The organism is Arthrobacter sp. AQ5-05, from assembly GCF_003287975.1.
Classification (GTDB): domain Bacteria; phylum Actinomycetota; class Actinomycetes; order Actinomycetales; family Micrococcaceae; genus Paeniglutamicibacter.
In genome coordinates, this window is sequence record NZ_QMKQ01000001.1 from 373,536 (window position 1) to 398,009 (window position 24,474).

The 24,474-nt window shown below is 67.0% G+C and carries 23 protein-coding genes and 1 riboswitch; of the genes, 17 read left to right on the forward strand and 6 right to left on the reverse strand.

Annotation, left to right across the window (positions count from 1 at the left end):
- The first annotated feature begins 5 nt into the window (after positions 1 to 5).
- From DQ353_RS01790 to DQ353_RS01810, 5 genes are all read left to right on the forward strand, one after another.
- Positions 6 to 89 carry a helix-turn-helix domain-containing protein gene (locus DQ353_RS01790; RefSeq protein WP_220093955.1) on the forward strand — a complete coding sequence of 28 codons (84 nt, stop codon included), beginning with the start codon at positions 6 to 8 and terminating at the stop codon, positions 87 to 89.
- A gap of 209 nt (positions 90 to 298) precedes the next feature.
- The gene (locus DQ353_RS01795) at positions 299 to 1,312 is read left to right on the forward strand and encodes a TerC family protein (RefSeq protein ID WP_353616656.1); all 1,014 of its coding nucleotides are present in this window, start codon (positions 299 to 301) and stop codon (positions 1,310 to 1,312) included.
- Positions 1,313 to 1,415: 103 nt separating this feature from the next.
- Positions 1,416 to 2,720 carry an MFS transporter gene (locus DQ353_RS01800; protein WP_113761069.1) on the forward strand — a complete coding sequence of 435 codons (1,305 nt, stop codon included), beginning with the start codon at positions 1,416 to 1,418 and terminating at the stop codon, positions 2,718 to 2,720.
- Complete coding sequence (locus DQ353_RS01805) at positions 2,717 to 3,079, forward strand: DMT family transporter (RefSeq protein WP_113761070.1); 363 nt, start codon at positions 2,717 to 2,719, stop codon at positions 3,077 to 3,079. Before DQ353_RS01800 ends, DQ353_RS01805 begins: the two co-directional genes overlap by 4 nt.
- Positions 3,076 to 3,396, forward strand: a complete 321-nt coding sequence (locus tag DQ353_RS01810) for a DMT family transporter (protein ID WP_113761071.1) — start codon at positions 3,076 to 3,078, stop codon at positions 3,394 to 3,396. The genes DQ353_RS01805 and DQ353_RS01810 overlap by 4 nt, the downstream gene beginning before the upstream one ends.
- Here DQ353_RS01810 and DQ353_RS01815 read toward each other — a convergent pair.
- From DQ353_RS01815 to DQ353_RS01830, 4 genes are all read right to left on the reverse strand, one after another.
- Positions 3,393 to 4,298, reverse strand: coding sequence for an NAD-dependent epimerase/dehydratase family protein (locus tag DQ353_RS01815; RefSeq protein ID WP_113761072.1), 906 nt, complete (start codon positions 4,296 to 4,298; stop codon positions 3,393 to 3,395). The genes DQ353_RS01810 and DQ353_RS01815 overlap by 4 nt on opposite strands.
- A 102-nt stretch (positions 4,299 to 4,400) precedes the next feature.
- Positions 4,401 to 5,630: a cobalamin-independent methionine synthase II family protein gene (locus DQ353_RS01820; protein WP_113761073.1), complete on the reverse strand. Its 1,230-nt coding sequence runs from the start codon at positions 5,628 to 5,630 to the stop codon at positions 4,401 to 4,403.
- 14 nt (positions 5,631 to 5,644) lie between these two features.
- Positions 5,645 to 5,755, reverse strand: a riboswitch (SAM riboswitch).
- A 62-nt stretch (positions 5,756 to 5,817) separates the two neighbouring features.
- Positions 5,818 to 7,095 (reverse strand): alpha/beta fold hydrolase, encoded by a 1,278-nt coding sequence (locus DQ353_RS01825; protein WP_113761074.1) that lies wholly within the window; start codon positions 7,093 to 7,095, stop codon positions 5,818 to 5,820.
- Complete coding sequence (locus DQ353_RS01830) at positions 7,092 to 7,571, reverse strand: GNAT family N-acetyltransferase (RefSeq protein WP_181578196.1); 480 nt, start codon at positions 7,569 to 7,571, stop codon at positions 7,092 to 7,094. The genes DQ353_RS01825 and DQ353_RS01830 overlap by 4 nt, the downstream gene beginning before the upstream one ends.
- 114 nt (positions 7,572 to 7,685) lie before the next feature.
- Here DQ353_RS01830 and DQ353_RS01835 point away from each other — a divergent pair, with 114 nt between their 5' ends.
- The gene (locus DQ353_RS01835) at positions 7,686 to 8,540 is read left to right on the forward strand and encodes a metal-dependent hydrolase (protein ID WP_113761075.1); all 855 of its coding nucleotides are present in this window, start codon (positions 7,686 to 7,688) and stop codon (positions 8,538 to 8,540) included.
- 83 nt (positions 8,541 to 8,623) lie between these two features.
- Here the strand turns inward: DQ353_RS01835 and DQ353_RS01840 are convergent, their stop codons facing one another.
- Positions 8,624 to 11,155, reverse strand: a complete 2,532-nt coding sequence (locus DQ353_RS01840; RefSeq protein ID WP_113761076.1) for a DEAD/DEAH box helicase — start codon at positions 11,153 to 11,155, stop codon at positions 8,624 to 8,626.
- 52 nt (positions 11,156 to 11,207) lie between these two features.
- Between DQ353_RS01840 and DQ353_RS01845 the strand changes: the two genes are divergently transcribed.
- From DQ353_RS01845 to DQ353_RS01855, 3 genes are all read left to right on the forward strand, one after another.
- Complete coding sequence (locus DQ353_RS01845) at positions 11,208 to 11,996, forward strand: trans-aconitate 2-methyltransferase (RefSeq protein ID WP_113761077.1); 789 nt, start codon at positions 11,208 to 11,210, stop codon at positions 11,994 to 11,996.
- Between the two features lie 60 nt (positions 11,997 to 12,056).
- Positions 12,057 to 12,365 (forward strand): hypothetical protein, encoded by a 309-nt coding sequence (locus DQ353_RS01850; protein ID WP_113761078.1) that lies wholly within the window; start codon positions 12,057 to 12,059, stop codon positions 12,363 to 12,365.
- 118 nt (positions 12,366 to 12,483) lie between these two features.
- Positions 12,484 to 13,920 (forward strand): HNH endonuclease, encoded by a 1,437-nt coding sequence (locus tag DQ353_RS01855; protein ID WP_113761079.1) that lies wholly within the window; start codon positions 12,484 to 12,486, stop codon positions 13,918 to 13,920.
- Here DQ353_RS01855 and DQ353_RS01860 read toward each other — a convergent pair whose 3' ends face one another.
- Positions 13,921 to 14,583, reverse strand: a complete 663-nt coding sequence (locus tag DQ353_RS01860) for an MBL fold metallo-hydrolase (protein ID WP_113761080.1) — start codon at positions 14,581 to 14,583, stop codon at positions 13,921 to 13,923.
- Positions 14,584 to 14,670: 87 nt separating this feature from the next.
- On the opposite strand from DQ353_RS01860, the gene DQ353_RS01865 reads away from it, so the two are divergent.
- The 8 genes from DQ353_RS01865 (at position 14,671) to whiA (ending at position 24,414) form a co-directional block, all read left to right on the forward strand.
- Positions 14,671 to 15,054 (forward strand): GntR family transcriptional regulator, encoded by a 384-nt coding sequence (locus DQ353_RS01865; protein ID WP_113761081.1) that lies wholly within the window; start codon positions 14,671 to 14,673, stop codon positions 15,052 to 15,054.
- A 62-nt stretch (positions 15,055 to 15,116) separates the two neighbouring features.
- Positions 15,117 to 17,999, forward strand: coding sequence for an excinuclease ABC subunit UvrA (gene uvrA / locus DQ353_RS01870; protein ID WP_113761082.1), 2,883 nt, complete (start codon positions 15,117 to 15,119; stop codon positions 17,997 to 17,999).
- Between the two features lie 80 nt (positions 18,000 to 18,079).
- Positions 18,080 to 18,799 carry an HAD hydrolase-like protein gene (locus DQ353_RS01875; protein ID WP_113761083.1) on the forward strand — a complete coding sequence of 240 codons (720 nt, stop codon included), beginning with the start codon at positions 18,080 to 18,082 and terminating at the stop codon, positions 18,797 to 18,799.
- Positions 18,800 to 19,471: a lysophospholipid acyltransferase family protein gene (locus DQ353_RS01880; RefSeq protein WP_113761084.1), complete on the forward strand. Its 672-nt coding sequence runs from the start codon at positions 18,800 to 18,802 to the stop codon at positions 19,469 to 19,471.
- Positions 19,472 to 19,485: 14 nt separating this feature from the next.
- Positions 19,486 to 21,447, forward strand: a complete 1,962-nt coding sequence (gene uvrC, locus DQ353_RS01885; protein WP_113761085.1) for an excinuclease ABC subunit UvrC — start codon at positions 19,486 to 19,488, stop codon at positions 21,445 to 21,447.
- Positions 21,448 to 21,482: 35 nt separating this feature from the next.
- Complete coding sequence (gene rapZ / locus DQ353_RS01890) at positions 21,483 to 22,376, forward strand: RNase adapter RapZ (protein ID WP_113761086.1); 894 nt, start codon at positions 21,483 to 21,485, stop codon at positions 22,374 to 22,376.
- Between the two features lie 6 nt (positions 22,377 to 22,382).
- Positions 22,383 to 23,423, forward strand: a complete 1,041-nt coding sequence (locus DQ353_RS01895) for a gluconeogenesis factor YvcK family protein (RefSeq protein ID WP_113761087.1) — start codon at positions 22,383 to 22,385, stop codon at positions 23,421 to 23,423.
- Between the two features lie 10 nt (positions 23,424 to 23,433).
- Positions 23,434 to 24,414, forward strand: a complete 981-nt coding sequence (gene whiA / locus DQ353_RS01900; protein WP_113761088.1) for a DNA-binding protein WhiA — start codon at positions 23,434 to 23,436, stop codon at positions 24,412 to 24,414.
- The last annotated feature ends 60 nt before the right edge of the window (positions 24,415 to 24,474 follow it).

Below are 24,474 nucleotides of genomic sequence, written 5' to 3' on the forward strand. Positions count from 1 at the left end.
GGGCCGTGCGCTTCAGCACGCTTTCGGCGATCTGCCGGGAACGTGGCTGCCAACCGGGGGACCTGCTGGCCTTCGACGGGGACTGGTGAAACCGCAGGTCATTCACGAGCCTGAAACATGGATGCGCTAGACTGTTCCAAGCGTAGGGGAGTATCCCACTTGTGCTGTGGTCGTCAACACGCGAGGCATCGATGCCTCGCCGGGCACAGCGGTCGTCCCGATCTGAGCGGACGGCGGAGAGACTTGCGGTAATTCCACGTACCCCGTTTTGAAAGGCCCCACATTGGGAAACCACGGCTTGTCGCTGCAGTTTGAGATTATCTCGCTCTCGGCATTGTGCATCATTCTTCTTCTTGACCTGCTTTACGTGGTCAAGAAACCACACGAACCCTCGATGAAGGAATCCGGCCTCTGGGTCGGTTTCTACGTCACCCTCGCCCTGATCTTCGGCGGCGTCGTCTGGTGGCAGGCGGGCCCGGACCTCGGCCAGCAATTCATTGCCGGCTGGGTCACCGAATACTCGCTGAGCATCGACAACCTGTTCGTGTTCATCATCATCATGGCCCGCTTCTCGGTGCCGCGGAAATACCAGCAGGAAGTGTTGATGTTCGGCATCATCATTGCGCTGATCCTGCGCGGCATCTTCATCATCCTCGGTGCCGCAGTCATCGAGAACTACTCCTGGGTCTTCTACATCTTCGGCGCCTTCCTGCTGTGGACCGCCTGGAAGCAGGCCACGGACAAGGGCGAGGACGAGTCCGACGGCGCCAACAGCGGCATCGTCTACAAGCTGACCAAGAACCTGCCGATCTCCAAGGAGTTCGACGGCAACAAGTTGCGCACCACCATCGACGGCAAGCGCATGTTCACCCCGATGGTCATGGTCTTCGTGACCATCGGCATGACCGACCTGCTCTTCGCGGTCGACTCGATCCCGGCGATCTTCGGCCTGACGCAGTCCCCGTTCATCGTCTTCACCGCGAACCTGTTCGCGCTGATGGGCCTGCGCCAGCTCTACTTCCTGCTCGGTGGCCTGATGGACCGCCTGGTCTACCTCAAGCACGCGCTGTCGATCATCCTGGCCTTCATCGGGATCAAGCTGGTCTTCCACGCCATGCACGTGAACGAACTGCCGTTCATCAACGGCGGCCAGCCGATCACCTGGGTCCCGGACTTCTCCATCACCGTCTCGCTGGTGGTCATCCTGGGCACGGTCGTCATCGCGACCGTCGCCTCGCTGCTCTCCCCGGCAGGCCGCCGCGCCGCCGCCGAGCACAAGGCCGAACAGGCAGCCAAGAAGGACAGCGAGTAACCCCGCGCCTCCCACGCTGCACCCGCTCGGGGTCGGTCTTCCGTAGTTTCGGAAGACGGGCCCCGGGGCTCGTTAAGGGCCGCGGCGTTGCTAGGCTGGGCGGGTGAACACAACCCCGACCTCCATCCATCCCGCACCCCGCCGGGTGCGCGCCCAACGCCGCACCGTGGCCACGCTCTCGGTGTCCCAGCTGCTGTCCGGTGTGGGCAACGGCGCCGGGCTGGCCATCGGATCGCTCATGGCCGTGGAGCTGACCGGCTCCAACGCCTTCGCCGGGGCGGCAACCACCGCGATCTCCGTGGCCGGCGCACTCAGTGCGCTGCCGTTGGCAGCCCTGGCCGTGAAGCGCGGACGCCGCAGTGCGCTGTCCCTGGGCTACTTCCTGGCCGCGCTGGGTGCCATCGGCATGATGCTGGCACCGGTGGCGAACTCCTTCACGGTGCTGCTTCTCGGGGCCGCGCTGCTGGGCGTGGGCTCGGCAGCGAACCTGCAGGCCCGCTTCGCCGCCACCGACCTGGCCGCCGACGCCACCCGCGGGCGCGACCTGGGACTGGTGGTCTGGGCCATCACCATCGGTGCCGTCGCCGGCCCGAACCTCATCGGACCGGGATCGGCACTGGGCGGGCAATTCGGACTGCCGCCGATGAGCGGGCCGTTCCTCTTCTCCCTGGCCGGCATGCTGCTGGCAATCCTGGTGCTGAACATCGGGCTGCGCCCGGACCCCATCGACCTGGCCCGGGCCTGGGAAAGGGAAGACGGCGTGCCCCCGCACCCCGTCGCGACGGGCAGGCGCCGCGGTTCGCTGGCCACCGGGCTTCTTGCGGTGCGTGCTTCCCCGGGCGCGACCCTGGGCATTGCCACCATTGTGGTCGCCCACCTGGTGATGGTCGGGGTCATGTCGATGACCCCGGTGCACCTCAAGGACCTGGCCGCCATCCCGGGGCACGAAATGCACGGGGGCAGCGCCGACATCCTGATCGTCATCGGCTTCGTCATCTCACTGCATATCGCCGGCATGTACGCGCTCTCCCCGTTCATCGGGGCGTGGGCGGATCGGATCGGCCAGCCGCGGATGATGCTGGCGGGCATGACGGTGCTGGTGGCGGCCGTGCTGGTCGCCGGCATCGGTGCCGAATCCCGCTCCGCGGTCACGGTCGCGCTGGTGCTGCTGGGCCTGGGCTGGTCGATGTCGACGGTCTCCGGCTCCGCGTTCCTGGCCGAGCGGGTGGACCGTCCGCGCCGGGTGCTGGTCCAGGGAGTCTCCGACACCCTCATGGGTGCGGCCGGGGCGCTGGGGGCCGCCGGATCCGGGGTGCTGCTGGCCACGCTGGGGTTCGCCGGCCTCGGCTACCTGTGCCTGGGCTTCATCCTGGTCGTCGCGTTCTTCTGCGTGCGCGAGCTCAAATGAACAAGTGGTTCCTGCTCTCGATGGCCATCGCCACCGAGTTCACCGCGACCCTCGCACTGAAGGCCGCACTGGAGGCGCCTTGGTGGTACGCCGCCGTGGTGCTGGGCTACGCCGGCGCGTTCACCTGCCTGGCGCTGGCCATGCGCGCGGGTCTGGGGCTCGGGGTCGCCTACGGCATCTGGGGCGCCCTCGGCGTGGCACTGACCGCCGTCCTGGCGATGCTGCTTTTTGCCGAAGCGCCCACACCATTGATGGTGCTTGGCCTGGGGATCATCATCGCCGGGGTCGTCCTGGTGGAATTCGGGTCCCAGCACGCCCTGCGCCAGCAAGCCCACGGGAAACCAGAACGCCTCTCATGATGTGGCTTTTCCTTGGAACCGCGATCATCGCCGAGGTCGGCGCGACCATGTCGCTGCGTGCAACGCTCACCGGCTCCCGGGCCTGGTACCTCCCGGTGGTCGCCGGCTACCTGTTGGCCTTCACCATGCTCTCCCTGGCGCTGCGCGCCGGAATGGGCATCGGTGCGGCGTACGGGATCTGGGCGGCCGCGGGGGTGGCGATCACCGCGGTGCTGAGCCGCTGGATCTTCAAGGAACCGTTGACGCTGCTGATGACCGCCGGGATCGTGCTGATCGTCGGCGGGGTGCTGCTGGTGGAGCTCGGTTCCCCGGCCTAGACCAACCCCAACTCCAGCAGGCTGTTGGCGGTGTCCAGCAGCGAGTCGGCCGCCGGCCGCGGCTCCCAGCCCAGGGATGTGGTGCCCTTCTTGTTCGACACCTCCTTCGCCGTGCCGAGCCTGGAGGCGAGTTCGCGCAACGGCACAGCGGGCCCGGCGACGGCCAGGAAGCGTTCCCCAGCGGCCGCCGGGTGCTCCATGGCCGCAAGGTGCAGCGCCGCGACGTCGCGCACGTCGACCAGCGGGATGGGGATCCGCGGCAGGCCCGGCAGGGAAGCGGACAGCACCCGCCGCACCAGCTGGATCGAGGTGGAAAGCCGCGGGCCGGGCACCAGGCCGATGATGCCCGCCGGGTTCACCACCGCAAGCGCGGGTCCGCCCTCGCGCGCCGTGAAGTCCCAGGCCGCCCGCTCGGCCGGGGTCTTCGATTTGGCGTAGGCGCTGATCCCCGCCTCCGGATCGCTCCAGTCCTCCTCGGTGTACTCGCTGCCCCTCGGGGTGTTCCCGTAGCCGACAGCTGCGAAGGAAGAGGTCATCACCACGCGTGCCACCTGTGCGTCGCGTGCTGCCCGCAGGGCACGCAGCGCCCCCTCGCGTGCCGGGTGCACCAGGTCCTCGGCGTTGCGCTGCATGCGTGCGGGAAACGGGGAAGCGGTGTGCAGGATGTAGGTGCACCCGGCTGCGGCCTCGGCCCAACCCGCATCGCCGAGCAAGTCCGCCTGCACCGTGGTCAGGTTGGCAGCGTCGATCCGAGCCCGGGCCAGCGCCGCACGCAGTTCGTTGCCGCGTTCGACGGATCGCACCGTGGCCCGCACCGGGTGTCCGCGCGCCAGCAACGCCATCACGCAATGCGTGCCCAGGAACCCCGATCCTCCGGTGACCAGGACCAGTTCACGTGCCATGGGTGTGCCGCCTTCCTTCCGGATGGGTGCGCCCGCGCCCACCACTTCCCATGATGCACCGGTTGCCGGCCGCGGGAGGCGGCTTGTGTCAATTGGCAGGGGTCAGGCGATGGCCCCTGCGACCTTCCACAGGCGCTTGGTGGCCAGTGCCGCCCCGGCGCCCAGGGCCTCGAGCTTGGCCATGGCGATCTGCGGGTGCACGCGGCCGCCCAGTCCGCAGTCGGTGGACGCGATCACGTTCTCGCGGCCGACGAGGTTGGCGAAGCGCTCGATGCGGTCGGCGACCAGCTCCGGGTGCTCGACCACGTTGGTGGCGTGGGAGACGACGCCGGGGACCAGGATCTTGCCCTCGGGCAGCGCGCGGTCCTCCCAGATGCGCCATTCGTGTTCGTGGCGCACGTTGCCGGCCTCGAAGGAAATCATGTTGGCGTTGATGCGCAGCACCGGGTCCAGGATGTCGGCGAACGGGATGTCGGTGGTGTGCGGGCCGTGCCAGGATCCCCAGCACACGTGCAGCCGGATCCGCTCGGCAGGCAGCCCGCGCAGCGCGTGGTTGGTGGCCTCCACGCGCAGCTCCAGGAACTGCAGGTAGTCTTCCAGGCTCGGCTCCGGGTTGACCTGGTCCCAGGACTCGGCCAGCGACGGGTCGTCGATCTGCAGGATGAGCCCGGCATCGAGGATCGCCCGGTATTCCTCGCGCATGGCATCGGCCGCCGCGAAGAGGTATTCCTCGTCGCTGGTGTAGAAGTCGTTGGCCAGCCGCGCACAGGAAGCGGGGGAAAGCGCGGCGAGGAAGCCTTCCTCGGTGCCGGTGGCGGCCATCGCGGTCTTCAGGTTCCTGATGTCCGATGCGACCAGGTCGTGCCCGGTGTAGGTCAATGGGGCAACGACCTTCGGCTGCGTGGTGGCCTTGCGGTGGGCCAGGATCCCGGAGGTCGGATCCGCGTAGGCCGCGGCGAAGGCCTGGCGGTCGCGGCGGTCCGGGAACGAGGTGAGCACGACGTTGCCGGGGGACGAGCGGTTGACGGTGGTCTCGGCCCAGCGGTCGACGGTGGTGTCTTCCAGCCCGCCCAGGCGGGCGAAGGAGTAGTTCCACCAGGCGCCGAAGTCGACGGCGGAGGACATGGTGTGCCCGAATTCGCCGTCGTTGGGGATGTCGATGCCCAGCTCGCGCTGCCTGGCCACGATGGCCGTGACAGAGGTTTCGAGCAGTTCGAGGAATTCCTCGGTGATCCCGTCGCGCTCCCTGACCTCGTTGGCCGCCAGCAGCGCGTCGGTGCGCGGCAACGAACCGGCGTGGGTGGTGCGGATGTGGCTGGTATTGAAGGACATGGGTGATTGCCTGCTTTCCATCGGTCCTGGCAGTAGCACCGTTGCCGTCTCGACGGGAGTCCCGTCGGCGGGGCGGGTTGCTGCGGCGTCAGCGATCCAGGTCTCTCGGCCGCTCCGGATGGTTACCCTTCAACGCCTATCACGGAAGTGTTTTCCGGGGAGATTGCGAACGGGAGTGTGACGCGGCCTAGTCCTCGGTCATCTCCAGCAGCTTCGCGAAGATCATCGCGCCCTCGTCGCCGATCCCGTCGTGGTGGAACTCATCGGTTTCCCACACCCGCACGTTGCCGACCGCCGCGGCGGTTTGAAGCGACAGGTCCCGATCCACGTACACGTCGTGGACGTACACGGCAGCGGCGACCGGCACGGTGTTGGCGGCCAGCACCGCGGGGTCGTAGAGCGGACCCCAATCCTCGTGCTCGGCCAGGATACGGGCGGTTTCCTCCAGCGGGCGCAGTACCGCATCGTCCTCGAAGTACCAGCGGAACACCATTTCCCCGGTCAGCAGCGGGAGTTCGGCATCGGGGGCGAACGCCGGGAACTCGGCCAGCACGCGCTGCGCGGACCAGTTGGTGGCCGCACCCTGCGCGTAGATCGACTCGTGCAGCAGCGCGTACAGCGGGTTGGTGGTGCGGTCGGCCTGCTCGGCGACCGCGGCCAGGAAGGTGTCCGAGAGCCGCCTGCCGCCCGGGGTGTCGATGAAGGCGGCCTCGAAGACGTGGTGCAGCGAGTGCACCCGGGCGTTGCCGCCCAGGAACTGGCCAAGCATCTGCACCAGCGGCACGGTGAGCGCCCGCCCGCCCGGCAGGTCCTCCTCGGTGTGGGCCAGATGCGCGACGACCTCGCGCAGGACCTTGCGGTCCTGCGGGTACCAATTGAAGTATTCCGCGTTGCGCTCGGCCATGCGCCGGTAGGTGGCCCGGTACACGGTGTCCGCGTCAGCGCTGAGCGAGGCCAGCCCGCCGGTGACGATGCAGCGTTGAAGCGCCGCCGGGGCCAGGGACAGGTAGGTCAGCGTGCAGAAGCCGCCGTAGCTTTGCCCGAAGGTGCTCCACTTCTCGATCCCGAGGTCCCTGCGGATGGCTTCGGCGTCGCGCACGATCGAGTCGGCGCGGAAGTGCGTGAGGTAGGCGGCCTGCGCCGCCGCGTCCCCGCGCAGCGGCAGGGACTGGCGGTTTGCCGGGGTGCTGCCCCCGGTGCCGCGCTGGTCAAGCAGCAGGATGCGGAAGGTCTTGGCCGCCTCCGCCAGCCAGCCGGAAAGCGAGGCCGGGCGCGGGGACTTCCCGCCCGGGCCGCCCTGCAGGAAGAGCAGCCAGGGCAGCGAGGCGGGGTCGTGGTGCGCGGTGGAGGATATCTCGCGGGCGAAGACCGTGATCTTTTCGCCCGCCGGGCGGTCATGGTCCAGCGGAACCTGGAAGTAGTGCTCGGTGGTGTTCATCCCGCGGAAGGAGTGGGTGTTGCTCATGCCCCTGCCCCCAGTTCCGCCAGGGCCGCGCCTTCGAGGCGCCGCACGGTCCAGCCGTCCATGGAACCGGCGCCGAGCGAATCGTAGAAACCGATGGCCGGGGCGTTCCAGTCCAGCACGCTCCATTCCACGCGCCGGTAGCCGCGAGCCACGGCGATGCGTGCCAGTTCCGCCAGCAGCGCCTTGCCGTGCCCGGCGCCGCGAGCCGACTCGCGCACGTAGAGGTCCTCGAGATGTATCCCGTGGGTTCCCTCCCAGGTGGAATACGTCAGGAACCACAGGGCGAAGCCCAGCACTGTGCCGTCTTCCTCCACCACGTGCGCGTACACCTGCGGGTCGGGTCCGAAGAGGTGCGCTGCGAGATCCGATTCGGTGTTTTTCACGGCGTCGGGCTCGCGCTCGAAGAGCGCCAATTCGTGGATGAGTTCAAGGATGGCGGGGGCGTCGGCGGGCGCGGCGGGGCGAATCAAGGGCATGTGACCAAGCCTACCGGCGGGCCATGCGTGCCGTGAATCCAACGCGTGGGTGGCAGCACTTAAGGTTGGGGCGATCGAGAAGCAAGAACCAAAGCAAGGACGGCACCAAGCAAAATGATGGGCGGCCACCACGCGGCCACCGGCGCAGCAGCCTGGATCGCGTTGACCACGAATTTCAAGCTCCCCACGGGGAGCCTCTCCGAGCACCTTACCTGGATGCCCGATGCGATCCCGCTGGGCTTCGGCCTGCTGGAGCAAACCCCGATCGCCGGCGTCGCGGGCGCCATGGTCTGCGCGGGGGCGGCGCTGCTGCCGGATGCAGACCACCGCAGGGCCACCATCGCGCACTCACTGCCGCCGGTGTCCAACGCGATCTGCGCCGGCATCGGCGAGGTCTCGGGCGGACACCGCAACGGCACGCACTCGCTGCTGGGCATCGCGGCGTTCACCGTCCTGGCCTGGGTGCTGGGGCTGTGGACCATGGAGAATTCCCGCTTCGGGATCATCTACCCGGGTGCCGGGCTGCTGGCGGTGCTGCTGGTGTCCTTTGCGCTGAAGGCACTGAAGTTCATTCCCGACACCATGGCGCGCCTGCCGTGGCTGATCTCGGTTCCGGCCGGCATCTTCGTGGCGGTGTTCTCGCCCGACGAGCAGAACTGGTTGGTGCTGGCGGTGGCCGTGGGCTGCGCGGTGCACATTGCCGGGGACCTGCTCACGGTCGGCGGCTGCAACCTGATCTGGCCGATCAAAATCAAGTCCCCGCGCTTCATCCGCCGCGTCCCGCTGCTCAAGGACGTGTGGAAGCCCGGCGGCCGGATCGCCATCCCCGTGCTGGGGCGGGCAGGCTCGGTGCGCGAGTGGCTGCTGTGCATCCCGGTGTCCATCTACGCATTGGCCGGGCTCGTGCTGCCGATCGTGCTGCTGGCCCGCAACCAGGTCCAGCCGCTGACCAAGCTCATGGGGTTCTAGGCAACTCCGGGGTTTCCAGAAAAAACGCAGGCGCCCGCCGGGAAGGAAGTCCTTTCCGGCGGGCGCTTGTCGTTGGTGCCGTGCTAGTCCTTGCGGCCCACGCTGGTCACCGTGATGACCGGGTACCCGGCCTCGTCGGAGTCCGCCAGGTTGACGGTGGCGTCGATGCCCCAGTCGTGGTGGTTGGCCGGGTCGGCGAAGACCTGCCGAACCGTCCAGGTGTCCTTCGAGGTGGTGATCAGCAACAGGTTGGGTCCGCGACCGCCGGGGCCGTCGTCGATGTCCTCGTGCTCCTCGAAGTACGCGTCCATGGCATCGGCCCACGCATCGGTGCCGAAGCCCGAGTGCCCGTCCAGTTCGCCCAGGGCGCCGTCCTGCTCGTCGGCAAAGAGCTTCACGCGGCGGAACATCTCGTTGCGGACCATCACGCGGAAGGCCCGCTCGTTGGAGGTCAGGCGCTCGGGGGCCGGCGGGATGATTTCGGCGTCGGGCTCGTGCAACACCCCGTTGGCCAGCTCCTCCCATTCGTCCAGCAGCGAGGAGTCGATCTGGCGGATCAGTTCCCCGAGCCACTCGATGAGGTCCTCGAGGTCCTCGCGCAGCGCGTCCTGCGGCACGGTCTGGCGCAGCGCCTTGAAGGCGTCGGTGAGGTAGCGCAGCAGCACGCCCTCGGAGCGGGCCAGCGAGTAGAACTGCACATACTCGCTGAAGCTCATGGCGCGTTCGTACATGTCGCGGACCACCGACTTGGGTGCCACTTCGAAGTCGCCGAGCCACGGGGCGCCGGCGCGGTACTGTTCGAAGGCATTGGTCAGGATCTCGGCCAGCGGCTGCGGGTAGGTGACCTCCTCGAGCGCGGCCATGCGGTCGTTGTACTCCATGCCCTCGGCCTTCATCGCGGCAATCGCCTCGCCGCGGGCCTTCTTCTCCTGGGCCGAGAGCACCTGGCGCGGCTTTTCCAGCGTGGCCTCGATGACGGAGACGACATCCAGCGCGTAGTTCGGGGACTCGGCGTCAAAGAGTTCGAGGGCCGCCAGCGCGAAGGGGGACAGCGGCTGGTTCAGCGCGAAGTTCTCCTGCAGGTGCACCGTCAGGGCCAGCATGTTCCCGTGCTTGTCGGGGCGCTCCAGGCGTTCGACGACGCCGGTGGCCAGCAGCTCGCGCAGGATGCCCAGCGCCTTGCGCTGCAGGGCACGCTGGCGCACCGGAGGCTCGTGGTTCTCGGTGAGCAGCCGGCGGGCGGCGGCGAAGGAGTCGCCCTCGCGCGCCAGCAGGTTCAGCAGGATCGAGTGCGTGACGGCGAAGGAGGAGTTCAGCGTCTCGGGGGTGGAATCGATGATCCGCTCGTAGGTCTTTTCTCCCCAGGTCACAAATCCCTGCGGGGGCTTCTTCTTGACGACCTGGCGGATCTTCTTGGAGTCGTCGCCGAACTTCGCGACGGCCTTCTCCATGGCCTTCTTGTTCTCGATGGAGTGCTCGGGCGCTTGGACCACGACGGTCCCGGCGGTGTCGAAGCCTGCGCGGCCCGCGCGTCCGGCGATCTGGTGGAATTCGCGGGAGTTCAGGATGCGGGTGCGCACTCCGTCGTACTTGGACAGCGCGGTGATCAACACCGTGCGGATGGGCACGTTGATGCCCACGCCCAGGGTGTCGGTGCCGCAGATGACCTTGAGCAGGCCGGCCTGGGCCAGCTGCTCCACCAGCCGGCGGTACTTGGGCAGCATGCCGGCGTGGTGCACGCCGATGCCGTGGCGCACCAGCCGGTTCAGCGTCTTGCCGAAGCCGGGGGCGAACCTGAATCCGGCGATCAGCTCGGAGATCCGGTCCTTTTCCTCGCGGGTGCACACGTTGATGCTCATCAGCCCGCTGGCCCGGTCGATGGCTTCGAGCTGGCTGAAGTGCACCACGTAGATCGGCACCTGCTTGGTGGAGAGCAGCTCCTCGATGGCTTCCTGCACCGGATCCTGCGAGTAGTAGTAGTGCAGGGGGATGGGTCGTTCGGCGTGCGCCACGGTGGAGGTGTCGCGTCCGGTGCGCAGCGTGAGCTCGTCCTCGAAGCGGCTGACATCGCCCAGGGTGGCGCTCATGATCAGGAATTGCGCCTGCGGGAGCTCGAGCAGCGGCACCTGCCAGGCCCAACCGCGCTGCGGGTCGGCGTAGAAATGGAACTCGTCCATGACCACCGGCCCCAGATCCGCGTTCTTGCCTTCGCGCAGAGCGATGTTGGCCAGGATCTCCGCGGTGCAGCAGATGATCGGGGCATCCTGGTTCACCGAGGAGTCGCCGGTGACCATGCCGACGTTCTCGGCGCCGAAGATCTTGCACAGGTCAAAGAACTTTTCCGAAACGAGCGCCTTGATGGGCGCGGTGTAGTAGCTGCGTTCCCCGCGGGCGAGCGCATAGAAGTGCGCAGCGACGGCCACCAGCGATTTGCCCGAGCCTGTGGGGGTGGCAAGGATGACGTTGTTGCCGGCCACGAATTCCATGACGGCCTCGTCCTGTGCCGGGTACAGCCCGATGCCGCGGTCCTCCACCCACTTGATGAACGCTTCGTAAACGGATTCGGCGGTGGCCCCACGCGGGGGAGTGTTCGGCAGCAACTCGGTAAGTTTCATGATGTGTCCAAGACTATCGGTTTACGAGGGGCTTTCCGCTTACGCTGTGGTTATGAAATGGGACCCGAACAAGTACGTGCAGTTTGCCGACCATCGCTACCGTCCGTTTTACGATCTGACGGCCCGTATCACCGCCGCGACGCCGCAGCTCGTGGTGGATCTGGGGTGCGGTCCGGGACCCCTGACCCATTCGCTGGCCGAGCGCTGGCCCGACGCCCGGGTGACCGGATTGGACTCCTCGGAAGAAATGATCGAGCAGGCGCGGGCCAAGCAGCATGCGGCCAACCTGTCCTTCGCCGTGGCGGATGCAAGCACCTGGACGCCGGCCCCCGAGACCGACGTGTTGGTCTCCAACGCGATGCTGCAATGGATCCCCGAACACCGGCAGCTCATCGCCCAGTGGCTGGGTGCGTTGGCCCCCGGGGCCTGGTTTGCGGCCCAGGTGCCGGGCAACTTCGGTTCCCCGTCTCACACCCTGATGCGGCAGCTGGCCAATTCGGAGCGCTGGGCCCCGCAGCTGGCCGGGGTCCTGCGGCATGACGACGCGGTGGGGGAACCCTCCGATTACCTGAATATCCTGCTGGAGGCCGGATTCGAATCCGATGTCTGGGAAACCACCTACGGGCAGATCCTCGGCGGGACGGACCCTGTCTTGGAATGGGTGCGCGGGACGGCCCTGCGCCCGGTGCTTGCCAGGCTTTCGAAAAGGGATGCGGCCGAGTTCGAGGCAGAGTATGCCCGTTTGGTTGCCCAGGCGTACCCATCTTTTCGGAACCCCCGTGGGGGATCCTTGACCTTGTTCCCGTTCCGCCGCATCTTCATGGTGGGCCGCAAGCGGTAGCCTTCCCCCAAAGATGAACCAAGTTCGCAGGTGAGACCCCGTTCTCATAGTCTGGGGAACATGAAGAAGATTTTGCCGGTCCTTGCCGCTGCCATCCTGATGCTCGCCGCCTGCTCCGGGCCGTCAGCTGAAGACTTTCGCTTGAACGACCAGCAGGGGAACACCGCCTGCATCCACTTCGGCAGCGGATACACGGACACTGGAAACCTTGGTGCGACCAACATGAAGAAGGCAGCCGAGCACGGCTCCAAGGCTTCCACCGAACAGATCCGTACCGCTGTCGATACCGATGCCACCGGAGCCCCCGCAATCGCGGACAAGGACGCGTTCAAGGAGGCCTGCGAATCCCAGGGCATCAAGTTCCACTAGCCCCGCGAACAAGATGACTCGAAAGTATTTTCTTACCGTACTTTGACTAGTCGGTTTGTGATTTTTTGCGCTCGCCGGAGCCTTCACAAACCAGCGATCCAGGCGTAGAATAGTAAGTATGTTCGAAGATTCCCAGGAATACAATTCGAACCCGAGGTCCCTCACCGTGGAGGAAGCCGGGGAAATCCTCCTTGGCCATCGCCACATCCCCTCGGATCTGCGCAGGCCCCCGAGGCAGCGCTCCGCAGCGGAAGGACCCGGCGACGGCTACGTCGATTTCATTAACGGCATGGCCGAGGCGGTGACCCACCTACCGCAGACCGTGGGGGAGCAAGTGCGAGCCGCCCGGATCTCGGCCATGGAGCGCGCAAAAGCCGCCCTCTGTGCGGCCCAGGCCAAGGAATCCTACGCCCTGGAGCAGGACATCACTGCCAGGCACCGGGAAGAAGGCCTCTACCAACAGAACCCGGCACGTGGCACTGGTGCTGAAGTCGCCCTCGCGCGCAAGGAAGCCCAAAATCTGGGATCTCGCTTCGTGAACTATTCGCGGGCCATGATCGAGCAAATGCCCTACACCTACAACGCGCTGGAGCGCGGTGAGCTCACCGAAGCACGCGCCATGCTCATGGTGAGCAAGACCAAGGACCTGCACATCGACGCTCGCCGGAAAATTGACCGGAACATGGCAGGGGAGCGGGGTGCCCTCGAAGGCGTGGGCACCAAGCAACTGGCCTCACGCATCGACAAGGAGGTCCTGGCCTATGACGGCCGGGTCGAAACGAACAAGCAGGCCGATGCCGTGGTCAAGCGCCGCGTGACACTGACCCCGACACCCGACGGGATGATGCGTCTGAGCGCACTGCTCACCGTGGCGCAGGGCGTTGCGGTGAAGCAGGCGCTGCGGGCCGCGGCTGCCAAGCGCCGTTCCAGCGAGGATCGACGCACCGACGACCAGACCATGGCCGACGCGCTCGTATCGGGAATCACCGGGCACGAGAACGGGCTGCGGCCCTCGCTGCTGGTGCACCTGAACATGACCGATCGCACGCTGCTGGCGGGAGACAGCGAACCTGCGCACCTCTTTGGCTACGGAACCATCTCCGCAGCCCATGCCCGGTGGCTCATTGCCGGTGACCGGACTTCTTCGGAAGAAGAAAGCGGGGTCGATGTATGGATGCGCCGCGTGTATACGGCGCCAACGACAGGTGAACTCTTGGCCATGGACTCCGAAGCCCGCAGCGTGCCGCCCAAACTCAGGGACCTCATCGAGATGCGCGACCAATTCTGCCGGACGCCATATTGTGATGCCCCGATTCGCCACATCGACCACGTCTACCAGGTGCGCAGGGGCGGGAAAACCACCGAGATCAACCTGGATGGACGATGTGTCTGTTGCAACCAGGTAAAAGAGACCGAGGGCTGGGAAGAACACCTCATCCGGGGACAGCGGCATACCATCCTGATCACCACCCCCGGCGGACAGATGTATAGAGCTATGGCGCCGCCCTTGCCGGGGACCCCGGAATCACCGCCGGGGCCGCCGAAGGAACCCTGACTACCAGCCTCTGAGGCGCCACTCGCCCAGGCTTGGCCGCTCCGCACCCAGCGTCGTTGATGCCCCGTGCCCCGTGAGCACCAAGGCATCATCCGGATAGGCTCCAAAGAGCCGCGACTCCACGTCGTCAAGCAACGAGGCGAATCGCTGAGGATCGCTCTCCGTGTTTCCCACTCCACCGGGGAACAAGGAATCCCCGCTGAAGATCACCGTGGTGCCACCGCTGTCCCGCAACACATAGGCAATCGAACCCGGGGTGTGCCCACGCAGGTGCACGCACTCCAGGACCACCTGGCCAACCGATACCGTGTCGCCATGCTTCAGCGGAACATCAATGGCGACGTTGGCGCCGGCTGCAATGCCGTCCACGTCCTCGGCACCCGCATAGGTTTTCACTCCGGTCTTGCCGGCATATTCTGCCAACGCCCGGATGTGGTCCCAGTGCTGGTGGGTTGTGGCAATTCCCGCAAGCTGCGTGGGGACGTCGGCATCCGAATCGGCAGAGGCAACCAATCCCTCGATGGACGCCACATCGTCGGCCGCATCGATCAGCAACTGGGAGCCGTCGCTCTTGGAAGTCACGAGGTAGATGTTGTTGGACATCTCGGAAACGCTCACGGAACGGATGGTCGCATCGGTGAGGTCAAGGAAGGTTTCACTCATTGCAACATCCTATGTGGAACGCCGAATCCGGCGCGATAGGCTGAAACGCAAGCACCGCCCCCCGGGTACCAACAAAGGACGGCACACATGGACAGCAATCCGCTGGCATTCATCGCTCTCGACAGCACCGACAAAACCGCTCCCTACCAGCAAGTCAGGCAGCAGATACTCGCCGCCATCTCCAAGGGACGCCTCAAGGCCGGAACCAAACTGCCCTCGGTCCGTGCGCTCGCCGAACAACTCGGCCTCGCGGTCAACACGGCGGCGAAGGTCTACAAGGAACTGGAAGCCACCGGAGCAGTCGTGACCCGTGGCCGCCACGGCACCATCGTCCAGGCAGCGGAAGACGAAGGTGCGGTCGCCGTTGCAGACGCAGCCTCCGAGCTTGCGGCCGTTGCGACACGCTGGGGGATCTCCGAGAAAGCTGCCGTCGGCTACGTCCGGGCGGCGTTCACTTCGCAAGTTGGATAGACCTGCGTCTTGTTGCTCACAAGTTCGCTCCATTCGAACCAGTTTTCGATTAGCATGATCTGGTGGCTACTTCCCGCTCCTCTGAAACCCTCCGTCCGCACGACCTGACCCGCCTGGTGGTGAAGGGTGCGCGCGAACACAATCTACGCAACGTCGACCTGGATTTGCCCCGTGACGCCATGATCGTGTTCACCGGCCTTTCCGGCTCCGGAAAGTCGTCCCTGGCTTTCGACACCATCTTTGCCGAAGGACAGCGACGCTACGTCGAATCCCTCTCGGCCTATGCCCGCCAGTTCCTGGGGCAGGTCGACAAGCCGGACGTCGACTTCATCGAGGGGCTCTCGCCCGCGGTGTCGATCGACCAGAAGTCGACCTCGAAGAACCCCCGGTCCACCGTGGGAACCATCACGGAGATCTACGACTACATGCGACTGCTCTGGGCACGCGTGGGTCGACCCTACTGCCCGGTCTGCGGCGAGGCTGTCACCAAGCAAACCCCGCAGCAGATCGTGGACCAGCTGCTAGAGCTCGAACCCAAGACCCGCTTCCAGGTCCTTGCACCTGTCGTGCGTGGCCGCAAGGGCGAATTCGTGGACCTCTTCAAGGAGCTCGGCTCCAAGGGCTATTCCCGCGCCCGGGTCGACGGGGAAACGATCCAGCTTTCCGACCCACCCAAGCTCGGCAAACAGTTCAAGCACACCATCGAAGTCGTCGTCGACCGCCTGGCCATCAACGACACCGTGAGCCAGCGGCTGACCGACTCCATCGAAACCGCGCTGAACCTCGCCGAGGGCCGGGTCCTGATCGACTTCGTCGACCTCGACCCGGAAGACGAGGGCCGTGTGCGTGCCTTCTCCGAGAACCTTGCCTGCCCCAACGAGCACCCGCTGGCCATCGATGAAATCGAACCACGGTCGTTCTCCTTCAACAACCCCTTCGGCGCCTGTCCCGCATGCAGCGGTATCGGCACACGCCTGGAGGTCGACGAGGACCTGATCATTCCCGACGTGGAAATGCCCTTGGGCCAAGGTGCCATCGCGCCGTGGTCGCTGGGCACCGCCACCACCGAATACTGGAACCGCCTGCTCGGGGGACTGGGCGCGGAGCTGGACTTCACGCTGGAAACCCCCTGGAACAAGCTGCCCGCCGTCGCCCGCCAGGCCATCCTGCACGGCAAGGACCACAAGGTCGTGGTGCAGTACAAGAACCGCTTCGGCCGGGAACGCAAGTACTCCACCGGCTTCGAGGGCGTGGTCCAGTACATCCACCGCAAGCACCTGGAAACCGAATCGGACAACGCGCGCGTCCGGTATGAGGAGTACATGCGGCAGATCCCGTGCCCGGAATGCAACGGTGCACGCCTGAACTCCGCCTCGCTGTCGGTGCTGATCAACGACAAATCCATTGCCGAGGTCTCGGCCATGCCGATGCGCGAATGCTCCGAGTTCCTCGAAAACCTCGTCCTCACCGGACGCGAGGCCCAGATCGCGAACCAGGTCCTGAAGGAAATCCAGGCCCGCCTGCGGTTCCTGCTGGACGTCGGACTGGAATACCTGAACCTGGAACGAGCCGCCGGCACGCTTTCCGGCGGCGAGGCGCAGCGCATCCGGCTGGCCACGCAGATCGGATCCGGACTGGTCGGTGTGCTGTACGTGCTCGACGAGCCCTCCATCGGGTTGCACCAGCGAGACAACCGCCGGCTCATCGAAACCCTGACCCAGCTGCGGTCCCTGGGCAACACCCTGATCGTGGTGGAACACGACGAGGACACCATCGGCGAGGCCGACTGGATCGTCGACATCGGACCAGGCGCCGGGGAACACGGCGGCGAGGTCGTGCACTCGGGGTCCCTGGAGGACCTGAAGGCCAACACCCGCTCCATCACCGGCGACTACCTCTCCGGGCGCCGGAAGATCGAGGTTCCGGCCAAGCGCCGCAAGATCGACAAAAAGCGCGAGGTCACCGTCGTGGGCGCCCGCGAAAACAACCTCGTGGACGTCACTGCCCGCTTCCCGCTCGGCGTGCTGACGGCCATCACCGGCGTCTCGGGCTCCGGAAAGTCCACGCTGGTCAACGACGTGCTCTACAAGGTGCTCGCCAACCGGCTCAACGGCGCCAAGCAGGTCCCCGGACGACACACCCGCGTCGAGGGCCTCGAGCATCTTGACAAGGTCATCCACGTCGACCAGTCGCCCATCGGCCGCACCCCGCGCTCCAACCCGGCGACCTACACCGGGGTCTTCGACCACATCCGCAAGCTCTTCGCCGAGACCAACGAGGCCAAGGTGCGCGGCTACCTGCCGGGCCGCTTCTCCTTCAACGTCAAGGGCGGACGCTGCGAATCCTGCTCGGGCGACGGCACGCTGAAGATCGAGATGAACTTCCTTCCGGACGTCTATGTCCCGTGTGAGGTTTGCCATGGTGCGCGCTACAACCGCGAGACCCTGGAGGTCCACTACAAGGGCAAATCCATCGCCGACGTGCTGAACATGCCCATCGAAGAGGGCGCGGAATTCTTTGCCGCGTTCACCCCGATCGCCCGCCACCTGCGCACCCTGGTGGAGGTGGGATTGGGCTACGTCCGCCTCGGACAGGCCTCCACCACGCTTTCGGGCGGCGAGGCGCAGCGCGTGAAGCTCGCCGCGGAACTGCAGAAGCGCTCCAACGGCCGCTCCATCTATGTGCTCGACGAGCCCACGACCGGCCTGCACTTCGAGGACATCCGCAAGCTCCTGCTGGTCTTGCAGGGACTGGTGGACAAGGGCAACACGGTGATCACCATCGAGCACAACCTCGACGTGATCAAGTCCGCTGACTGGGTCATCGACCTGGGTCCCGAGGGCGGCTCCGGCGGCGGCGAAATCATCGCCGTCGGCACGCCCGAACAGGTCGCCAAGGTCGAGGCCAGCTATACCGGAAAGTTCCTCGCGCCGCTGCTGGGCTAGGTGCGGACGCCGTGCGTGTATGCCGTTTTGGGCATGCGCGTACGGCACAAGTGCCCAGTTCATGCGAGAATACGACAGTGATGATTGCTCCCTCCGCCGTGCTGCTTGACCTCGATGGAACCCTCGTGGATCCGGCCGGGGCTATCACCTCGGGCATCCGCTTCGCGTTGACGCAAGCGCAGATCCCCGATCCGGGTGAAGAAAAACTCCTGTCCCTCATCGGGCCCCCGCTGACCATCGGGCTGGCCACCATCGACGGGGTCGACCCCTCAAACATCGGTTCGCTGATCTCCACCTACCGTGCGCAATATGCCGAAACCGGCATGGCCGCATCACGTCCGTACCCCGGTGTCCCCGAACTCCTGGCCGAGCTGCGTGCCTCCGGTGCCACGGTGCTGGTCGCCACCGCCAAGCCCACCCACATCGCCCGGGCACTGCTCGGGGTCCAGGGCCTCACGCCCCTGCTCGACGGGATCTTCGGCAACGACGACGAGGGCGACGGCACCTCCTCCTCCAAGACCCACATCCTGGCCGCGGCGATCGCCGCGCACGACCTGGACTCCGCGCGGTGCGTGATGGTGGGGGACCGCCGCTACGACATCGAGGCGGCCCACGAGAACGACATGGCCTCCATCGGCGCCGGCTGGGGCTTCGCCGAGGCCGGCGAACTCGAAGCCGCCGGTGCCGGCGCCCATGCCGCGGACCTGGCCGAGCTTGCCGGGCTGCTGCTGGGCAACGCCGCCGGGGAAACGCTGCGCGAATCCCTGCTGGCCGCCAATCCGACGGGAGCCGGCGCCTAGATGAGCCTGTACACCATGACCCGCTCCTCGATCCGCGGGCTGCTTTCCGGGCTGTGCCGCCCCACCGTCACCGGACTGGAGAACGTGCCCCGCACCGGGCCGGTCATCATCGCCTCCAACCACCTCTCCTTCCTGGACTCGATCATCATCCAGGCGCTGACCCCGCGGGATGTCGCGTTCTTCGCCAAGGCCGAGTACTTCACCACCCCGGGCCTCAGGGGCAAGGCCATGAAGACCTTCTTCGAATCCGTGGGCTCGATCCCGGTCCAGCGCGGGGAACAGGCCGCCTCGGTCGCGGCCCTGGAATCGCTGGTCGACATCCTGGAGACCGGCGGCGGCATCGGCATCTACCCGGAGGGCACGCGCTCCCGCGACGGCAAGCTCTACCGCGGGCGCACCGGTGTGGGTTGGCTCGCGCTGTCCACCGGAGCGCCGGTGGTCCCGGTCGGGCTGATCGGCACCGAGAACCTGCAGCCGGCCGGCAAGAACACCATCAAGCCGCACCACTTCACGCTCGCCTTCGGCAAGCCGCTGCAATTCGAGCACCTGGGCCGCAAGCACCCGCTGCCGCAGCGCCGGGCGGCCACCGATGCGATCGTCGATGCCATCGCGGAGCTGACCGGGCAGGAACGCGTGGACGCCTACAACCAGACCCCCATCAGCGACCAGTAACCGGAGCACCAGAAGTGGCAGACCCCCAGAGCTACCGCCCCGCCACCGGGGACATTCCGACGCGTCCCGGGGTCTACCGCTTCCGCGACGAGGTCGGTCGGGTCATCTACGTCGGCAAGGCCAAGGTGCTGCGCCAACGGCTGAACTCCTACTTCGCCAACCCCGCGGGCCTGACCCCCAAGACGCACGCCATGGTGCACACCGCCGTCTCCGTCGAGTGGACGGTCGTGGGCTCGGAGCTCGAGGCCCTGCAGCTGGAATACACCTGGATCAAGGAGTACAACCCGCGCTTCAACATCGTCTTCCGCGACGACAAGACCTACCCGTACCTGGCGGTGACCATGGGGGAGAAGTACCCGCGCGCGTTGGTGATGCGCGGGGACAAGCGCAAGGACACCAAGTACTTCGGTCCGTTCTACCCGGCCAAGGCCATCCGCGAGACCCTCGACACGCTGCTGCGCGTCTTCCCGGTGCGCAGCTGCTCGGCCGGGGTGTTCAACCGGGCCCAGTCCTCCGGGCGGCCCTGCCTGCTGGGCTACATCGACAAGTGCGCCGCCCCCTGCGTGGGCCGCATCAGCCCCGAGGACCACAAGCAGCTCGCCGCTGACCTGTGCCAGTTCATGGGCGGGGAGGGCACCCGCTTCATCAAGGAACTCGAGGCCAAGATGGCCGACGCCGTCGCCAAGCTCGAATACGAGCAGGCCGCCAGGTACCGCGACGACATCGCCGCACTGCGCCGGGTCTTCGAGCGCAACGCCGTGGTGCTGGCAGAAAACACCGAGGCCGACATCTTCGCGGTGCACGAGGACGAGCTCGAGGCCGCGGTGCAGGTCTTCCACGTGCGCAACGGGCGCATCCGCGGCCAGCGCGGCTGGGTGGTGGAAAAGGTCGAGGATTCCACGCCCGGGCAATTCATCGAGCACATGCTTACCCAGGTCTACGGCGAATCCGCCGGGGACGACAGGATCCCGCGCGAGGTGCTGGTCCCGGTGCTCCCGGAGAACGCCGACGACGTCGCCGCCTGGCTGCACGAGCGCCGCGGCTCGGCCGTCTCGCTGCGCGTGGCCCAGCGCGGGGACAAGGCGACGCTGGCCGAAACCGTGCGGGAGAACGCCGAGCAGTCCCTGCGCCTGCACAAGTCCCGCCGGGCCGGGGACCTGACCACCCGCTCGGCCTCGCTGCAGGAACTCCAGGACGCCCTGGGGCTGCCGGCCCCGCTGCTGCGCATCGAATGCTACGACGCCTCGCACACCCAGGGCACCAACGTGGTCGCCTCGATGGTGGTCTTCGAGGACGGACTGCCCAAGAAGTCCGACTACCGCAAGTTCTCGATCACCGGGGAGGCCGCGCGCGACGACACCGCCTCGATGTACGACGTGATCTCCCGCCGCTTCAAGAACTACCTGGCGGACATGGAAGACACCGTGCCGATGATCAGCGGGGAAATCGACATCGCCGACGCCTCCGAGCGCATGCCCGCCCGCCGCTTCGCCTACCCGCCCTCGCTGGTCATCGTCGACGGCGGGCCCCCGCAGGTCGCCGCCGCCTCCCGGGCCCTGGCCGATTTGGGCATCGACGACGTGTACGTGGTCGGGCTGGCCAAGCGCCTGGAGGAGCTGTGGCTGCCGGACGACCAGTTCCCGGTGATCCTGCCGCGGGCCTCCCACGCCCTGTACCTGGTCCAGCGGGTCCGCGACGAGGCGCACCGCTTCGCCATCACCTTCCACCGCAAGAAGCGCTCGGCCTCGATGACCACCTCGCTGCTGGACACCATCCCCGGACTGGGCCCGGCCAAGCGCGAGGCGCTGCGCAAGCACTTCGGCTCGATGAAGAAGATGCGCGCCGCGACGGTGGAGCAGCTGCTGGAGGTCCCGGGCATCGGGCCGGCGCTGGCCGCCACGGTGTTCGACGCGCTGGCCGCATCCGGCGCGGATGCGCCGGCAGTGAACATGACCACGGGTGAAGTGCTGGACTGACCGATTCGGGACCCGCGGGCGACTAGGCTAGGTACATGACCACCGAGCTTGCCCCAGTGAAACCACCCGAGTCCGAACTTCTAGTGATTACCGGCATGTCGGGCGCCGGGCGCACCACCGCCGCCCACGCGCTGGAGGACCACGGCTGGTACGTGGTGGAGAACCTGCCCCCGACGCTGCTGGGCATGCTCACCGAGATCGTCGCACACGCCGGAGGGTCCATCCCGAAGCTCGCCGTGGTCATGGACGTGCGCTCCAAGTCGCTTTTCCCGCAGCTGCGCGAAAACCTGAACGCGCTGACCAGCGCCGGTATCGCCTACCGCGTGCTCTTCCTGGACGCCGCCGACGACCTGTTGGTCCGCCGCTTCGAGCAGGGACGGCGCCCGCACCCGCTGCAGGAAGACGACCGCATCGTCGACGGCATCAACCGTGAGCGCGAGGTGCTCCGCGAGCTGAAGGAAGCGGCGGAAATCGTCGTGGACACCACCGAGATGTCGGTGCACGACCTGGCCCGCTCGATCACCGAGCTGTTCTCCGAGTCCGGCCCGATCGTGCTGCGGCTGAACGTCATGAGCTTCGGCTTCAAGTACGGGGTCCCCACCGACGCCAACTACGTCGCCGATGTCCGCTTCATCCCCAACCCGCACTGGGTCCCCGAACTGCGCCCGCACACCGGCAAGGACAAGGCCGTCTCCGACTACGTGCTTTCGGCCACGGGCGCCGCGGAATTCATCGAACGCTACATCGGTGCCCTGGAGCCGGTCTTCGAGGGCTACCGCCGCGAAAACAAGCACTACGCCACCCTTGCGGTGGGCTGCACCGGCGGCAAGCACCGCTCGGTGGCCACGGCCGAGGAAATCGGGCGCCGGCTGGCCCAGCTGCCCAATGTGCGCGTCAACGTCACGCACCGGGACCTGGGGCGCGAGTAGCCCGCCATGGCGTTTTTCACCGGCCCGATCCCCATCCAGCCTCCATCCCGCTCCAACGGGGAGAACAAGGTCGTGCGCGTGGTCGCGCTCGGCGGCGGCCACGGCCTGTCGGCCTCGCTGTCCGCGCTGCGCCGGCTAACCACCGACCTGACTGCCATCGTCACGGTGGCCGACGACGGTGGCTCCTCCGGGCGCCTGCGCGAGGAGCTCGACGTGCTGCCCCCCGGCGACCTGCGCATGGCGCTGGCCGCCCTGTGCGACGACACCGACTGGGGGCGGACCTGGCGCGATGTCATGCAGCACCGCTTCACCTCGAAACCCGGATCGAGCGCAGCGCTGGACCAGCACGCCGTGGGCAACCTGTTGATCGTGGCCCTGTGGGAACTGCTCAAGGACCCCGTGGCGGGGCTGCGCTGGGCCGGGGCCCTGCTGGGCGCCCGCGGCCAGGTGCTGCCCATGAGCACCACCCCGCTGACCATCACCGGGGACGTGTTGCAGGAAGGTGCCGGGAGCGGGCTGGTGCAGCGCCGGCTCTCCGGCCAGGCGAAGCTCGCCGAGGCCGGCGAGAGCGCCCTGGTCTCCAACGTACGCCTGGAACCGGCCGACGCCGCGGCCTGCACCGAGGCGCTTGACGCCATCGAGCTGGCAGATTGGGTCGTGCTCGGCCCGGGCTCCTGGTACACCTCGGTGCTGCCGCACCTCCTGCTGCCGGAAATGCGCGAGGGCCTGCAGCAGACCGCGGCGCGCCGGCTGCTGACCATGAACCTTTCCACCGACACCGCCGAGACCGGCGGGATGGACGCGGCAGCGCACCTGGAGGTCATCGCCAAGTACGCCCCGGACCTGCGCCTGGACGCCGTATTGGCCGACCCGACGACGATTTCGGACCACGAGGCGTTCACCCACGCCGCCGCCCGGCTAGGCGCCCGCACCTTTTTCGGTAAAGTAGGGGTTGGTGCCGGACGCGCAGTCCACGACCCCTTGAGACTTGCCGCCGCATACCACGACGTGTTCACCACGTTCAGCACAGACGAGCCCAGCAGTTAGGAAACAATCCATGGCACTGACGGCTTCCGTCAAGGACGAGCTGTCCCGGCTTGAGATTCGGAGATCCTCCGAGCGCAAGGCAGAAGTATCCACCATGCTGCGATTCTGCGGCGGCCTGCACATCATCTCCGGACGCATCGTTATCGAGGCCGAGGTCGACCTCGCCTCCACCGCCCGGCGGCTTCGTGCCGCCATCGCCGAGGTCTACGGCCACGCCTCCGAGATCATCGTGGTTTCCGGGGGAGGGCTGCGCCGCGGCAATCGCTACGTGGTCCGCGTGGTCCGCGACGGCGAGGCCCTGGCCCGCCAGACCGGCCTGCTCGACGGGCGCGGCCGGCCGGTGCGCGGGCTGCCCTCGGTCATCGTCAACGGCTCCACCGCCGATGCCGAGGCCGTGTGGCGCGGTGCCTTCCTCTCCCACGGTTCGCTCACCGAGCCCGGGCGTTCCTCGGCACTGGAAATCACCTGCCCCGGCCCCGAGTCCGCACTGGCACTGGTCGGCGCCGCACGGCGCCTGGGACTGGTCGCCAAGGCCCGCGAGGTCCGCGGTGTTGACCGCGTGGTCATCCGCGACGGCGAGGCCATCGCCCAGCTGCTCACCCGCATGGGTGCCCACGACGCCTTGATGGTCTGGGAAGAGCGCCGCATGCGCAAGGAAGTGCGTGCCACCGCGAACCGGCTGGCCAACTTCGACGACGCGAACCTGCGCCGCTCGGCCCAGGCCGCCGTCGCCGCCGGCGCCAGGGTGGAACGCGCCCTGGAGATCCTGGGCGACGAGGTCCCCGAGCACCTCAAGTACGCCGGCGCGCTGCGCGTGGCGCACAAGCAGGCATCCCTGGACGAGCTCGGACGCATGGCCGAGCCGCCCATGACCAAGGACGCGATCGCCGGGCGGATCCGCCGATTGCTGGCAATGGCCGACAAAAGGGCCTCCGAACTGGGAATACCCGGCACCGAGGCCAGCGTTCCACTGGATATGCTCGAACACTGAGCCCAAGGATTTTCCGCTGTTGCGCGGAGATGCAGTAACGAAGAAGAACGCATCCACTTC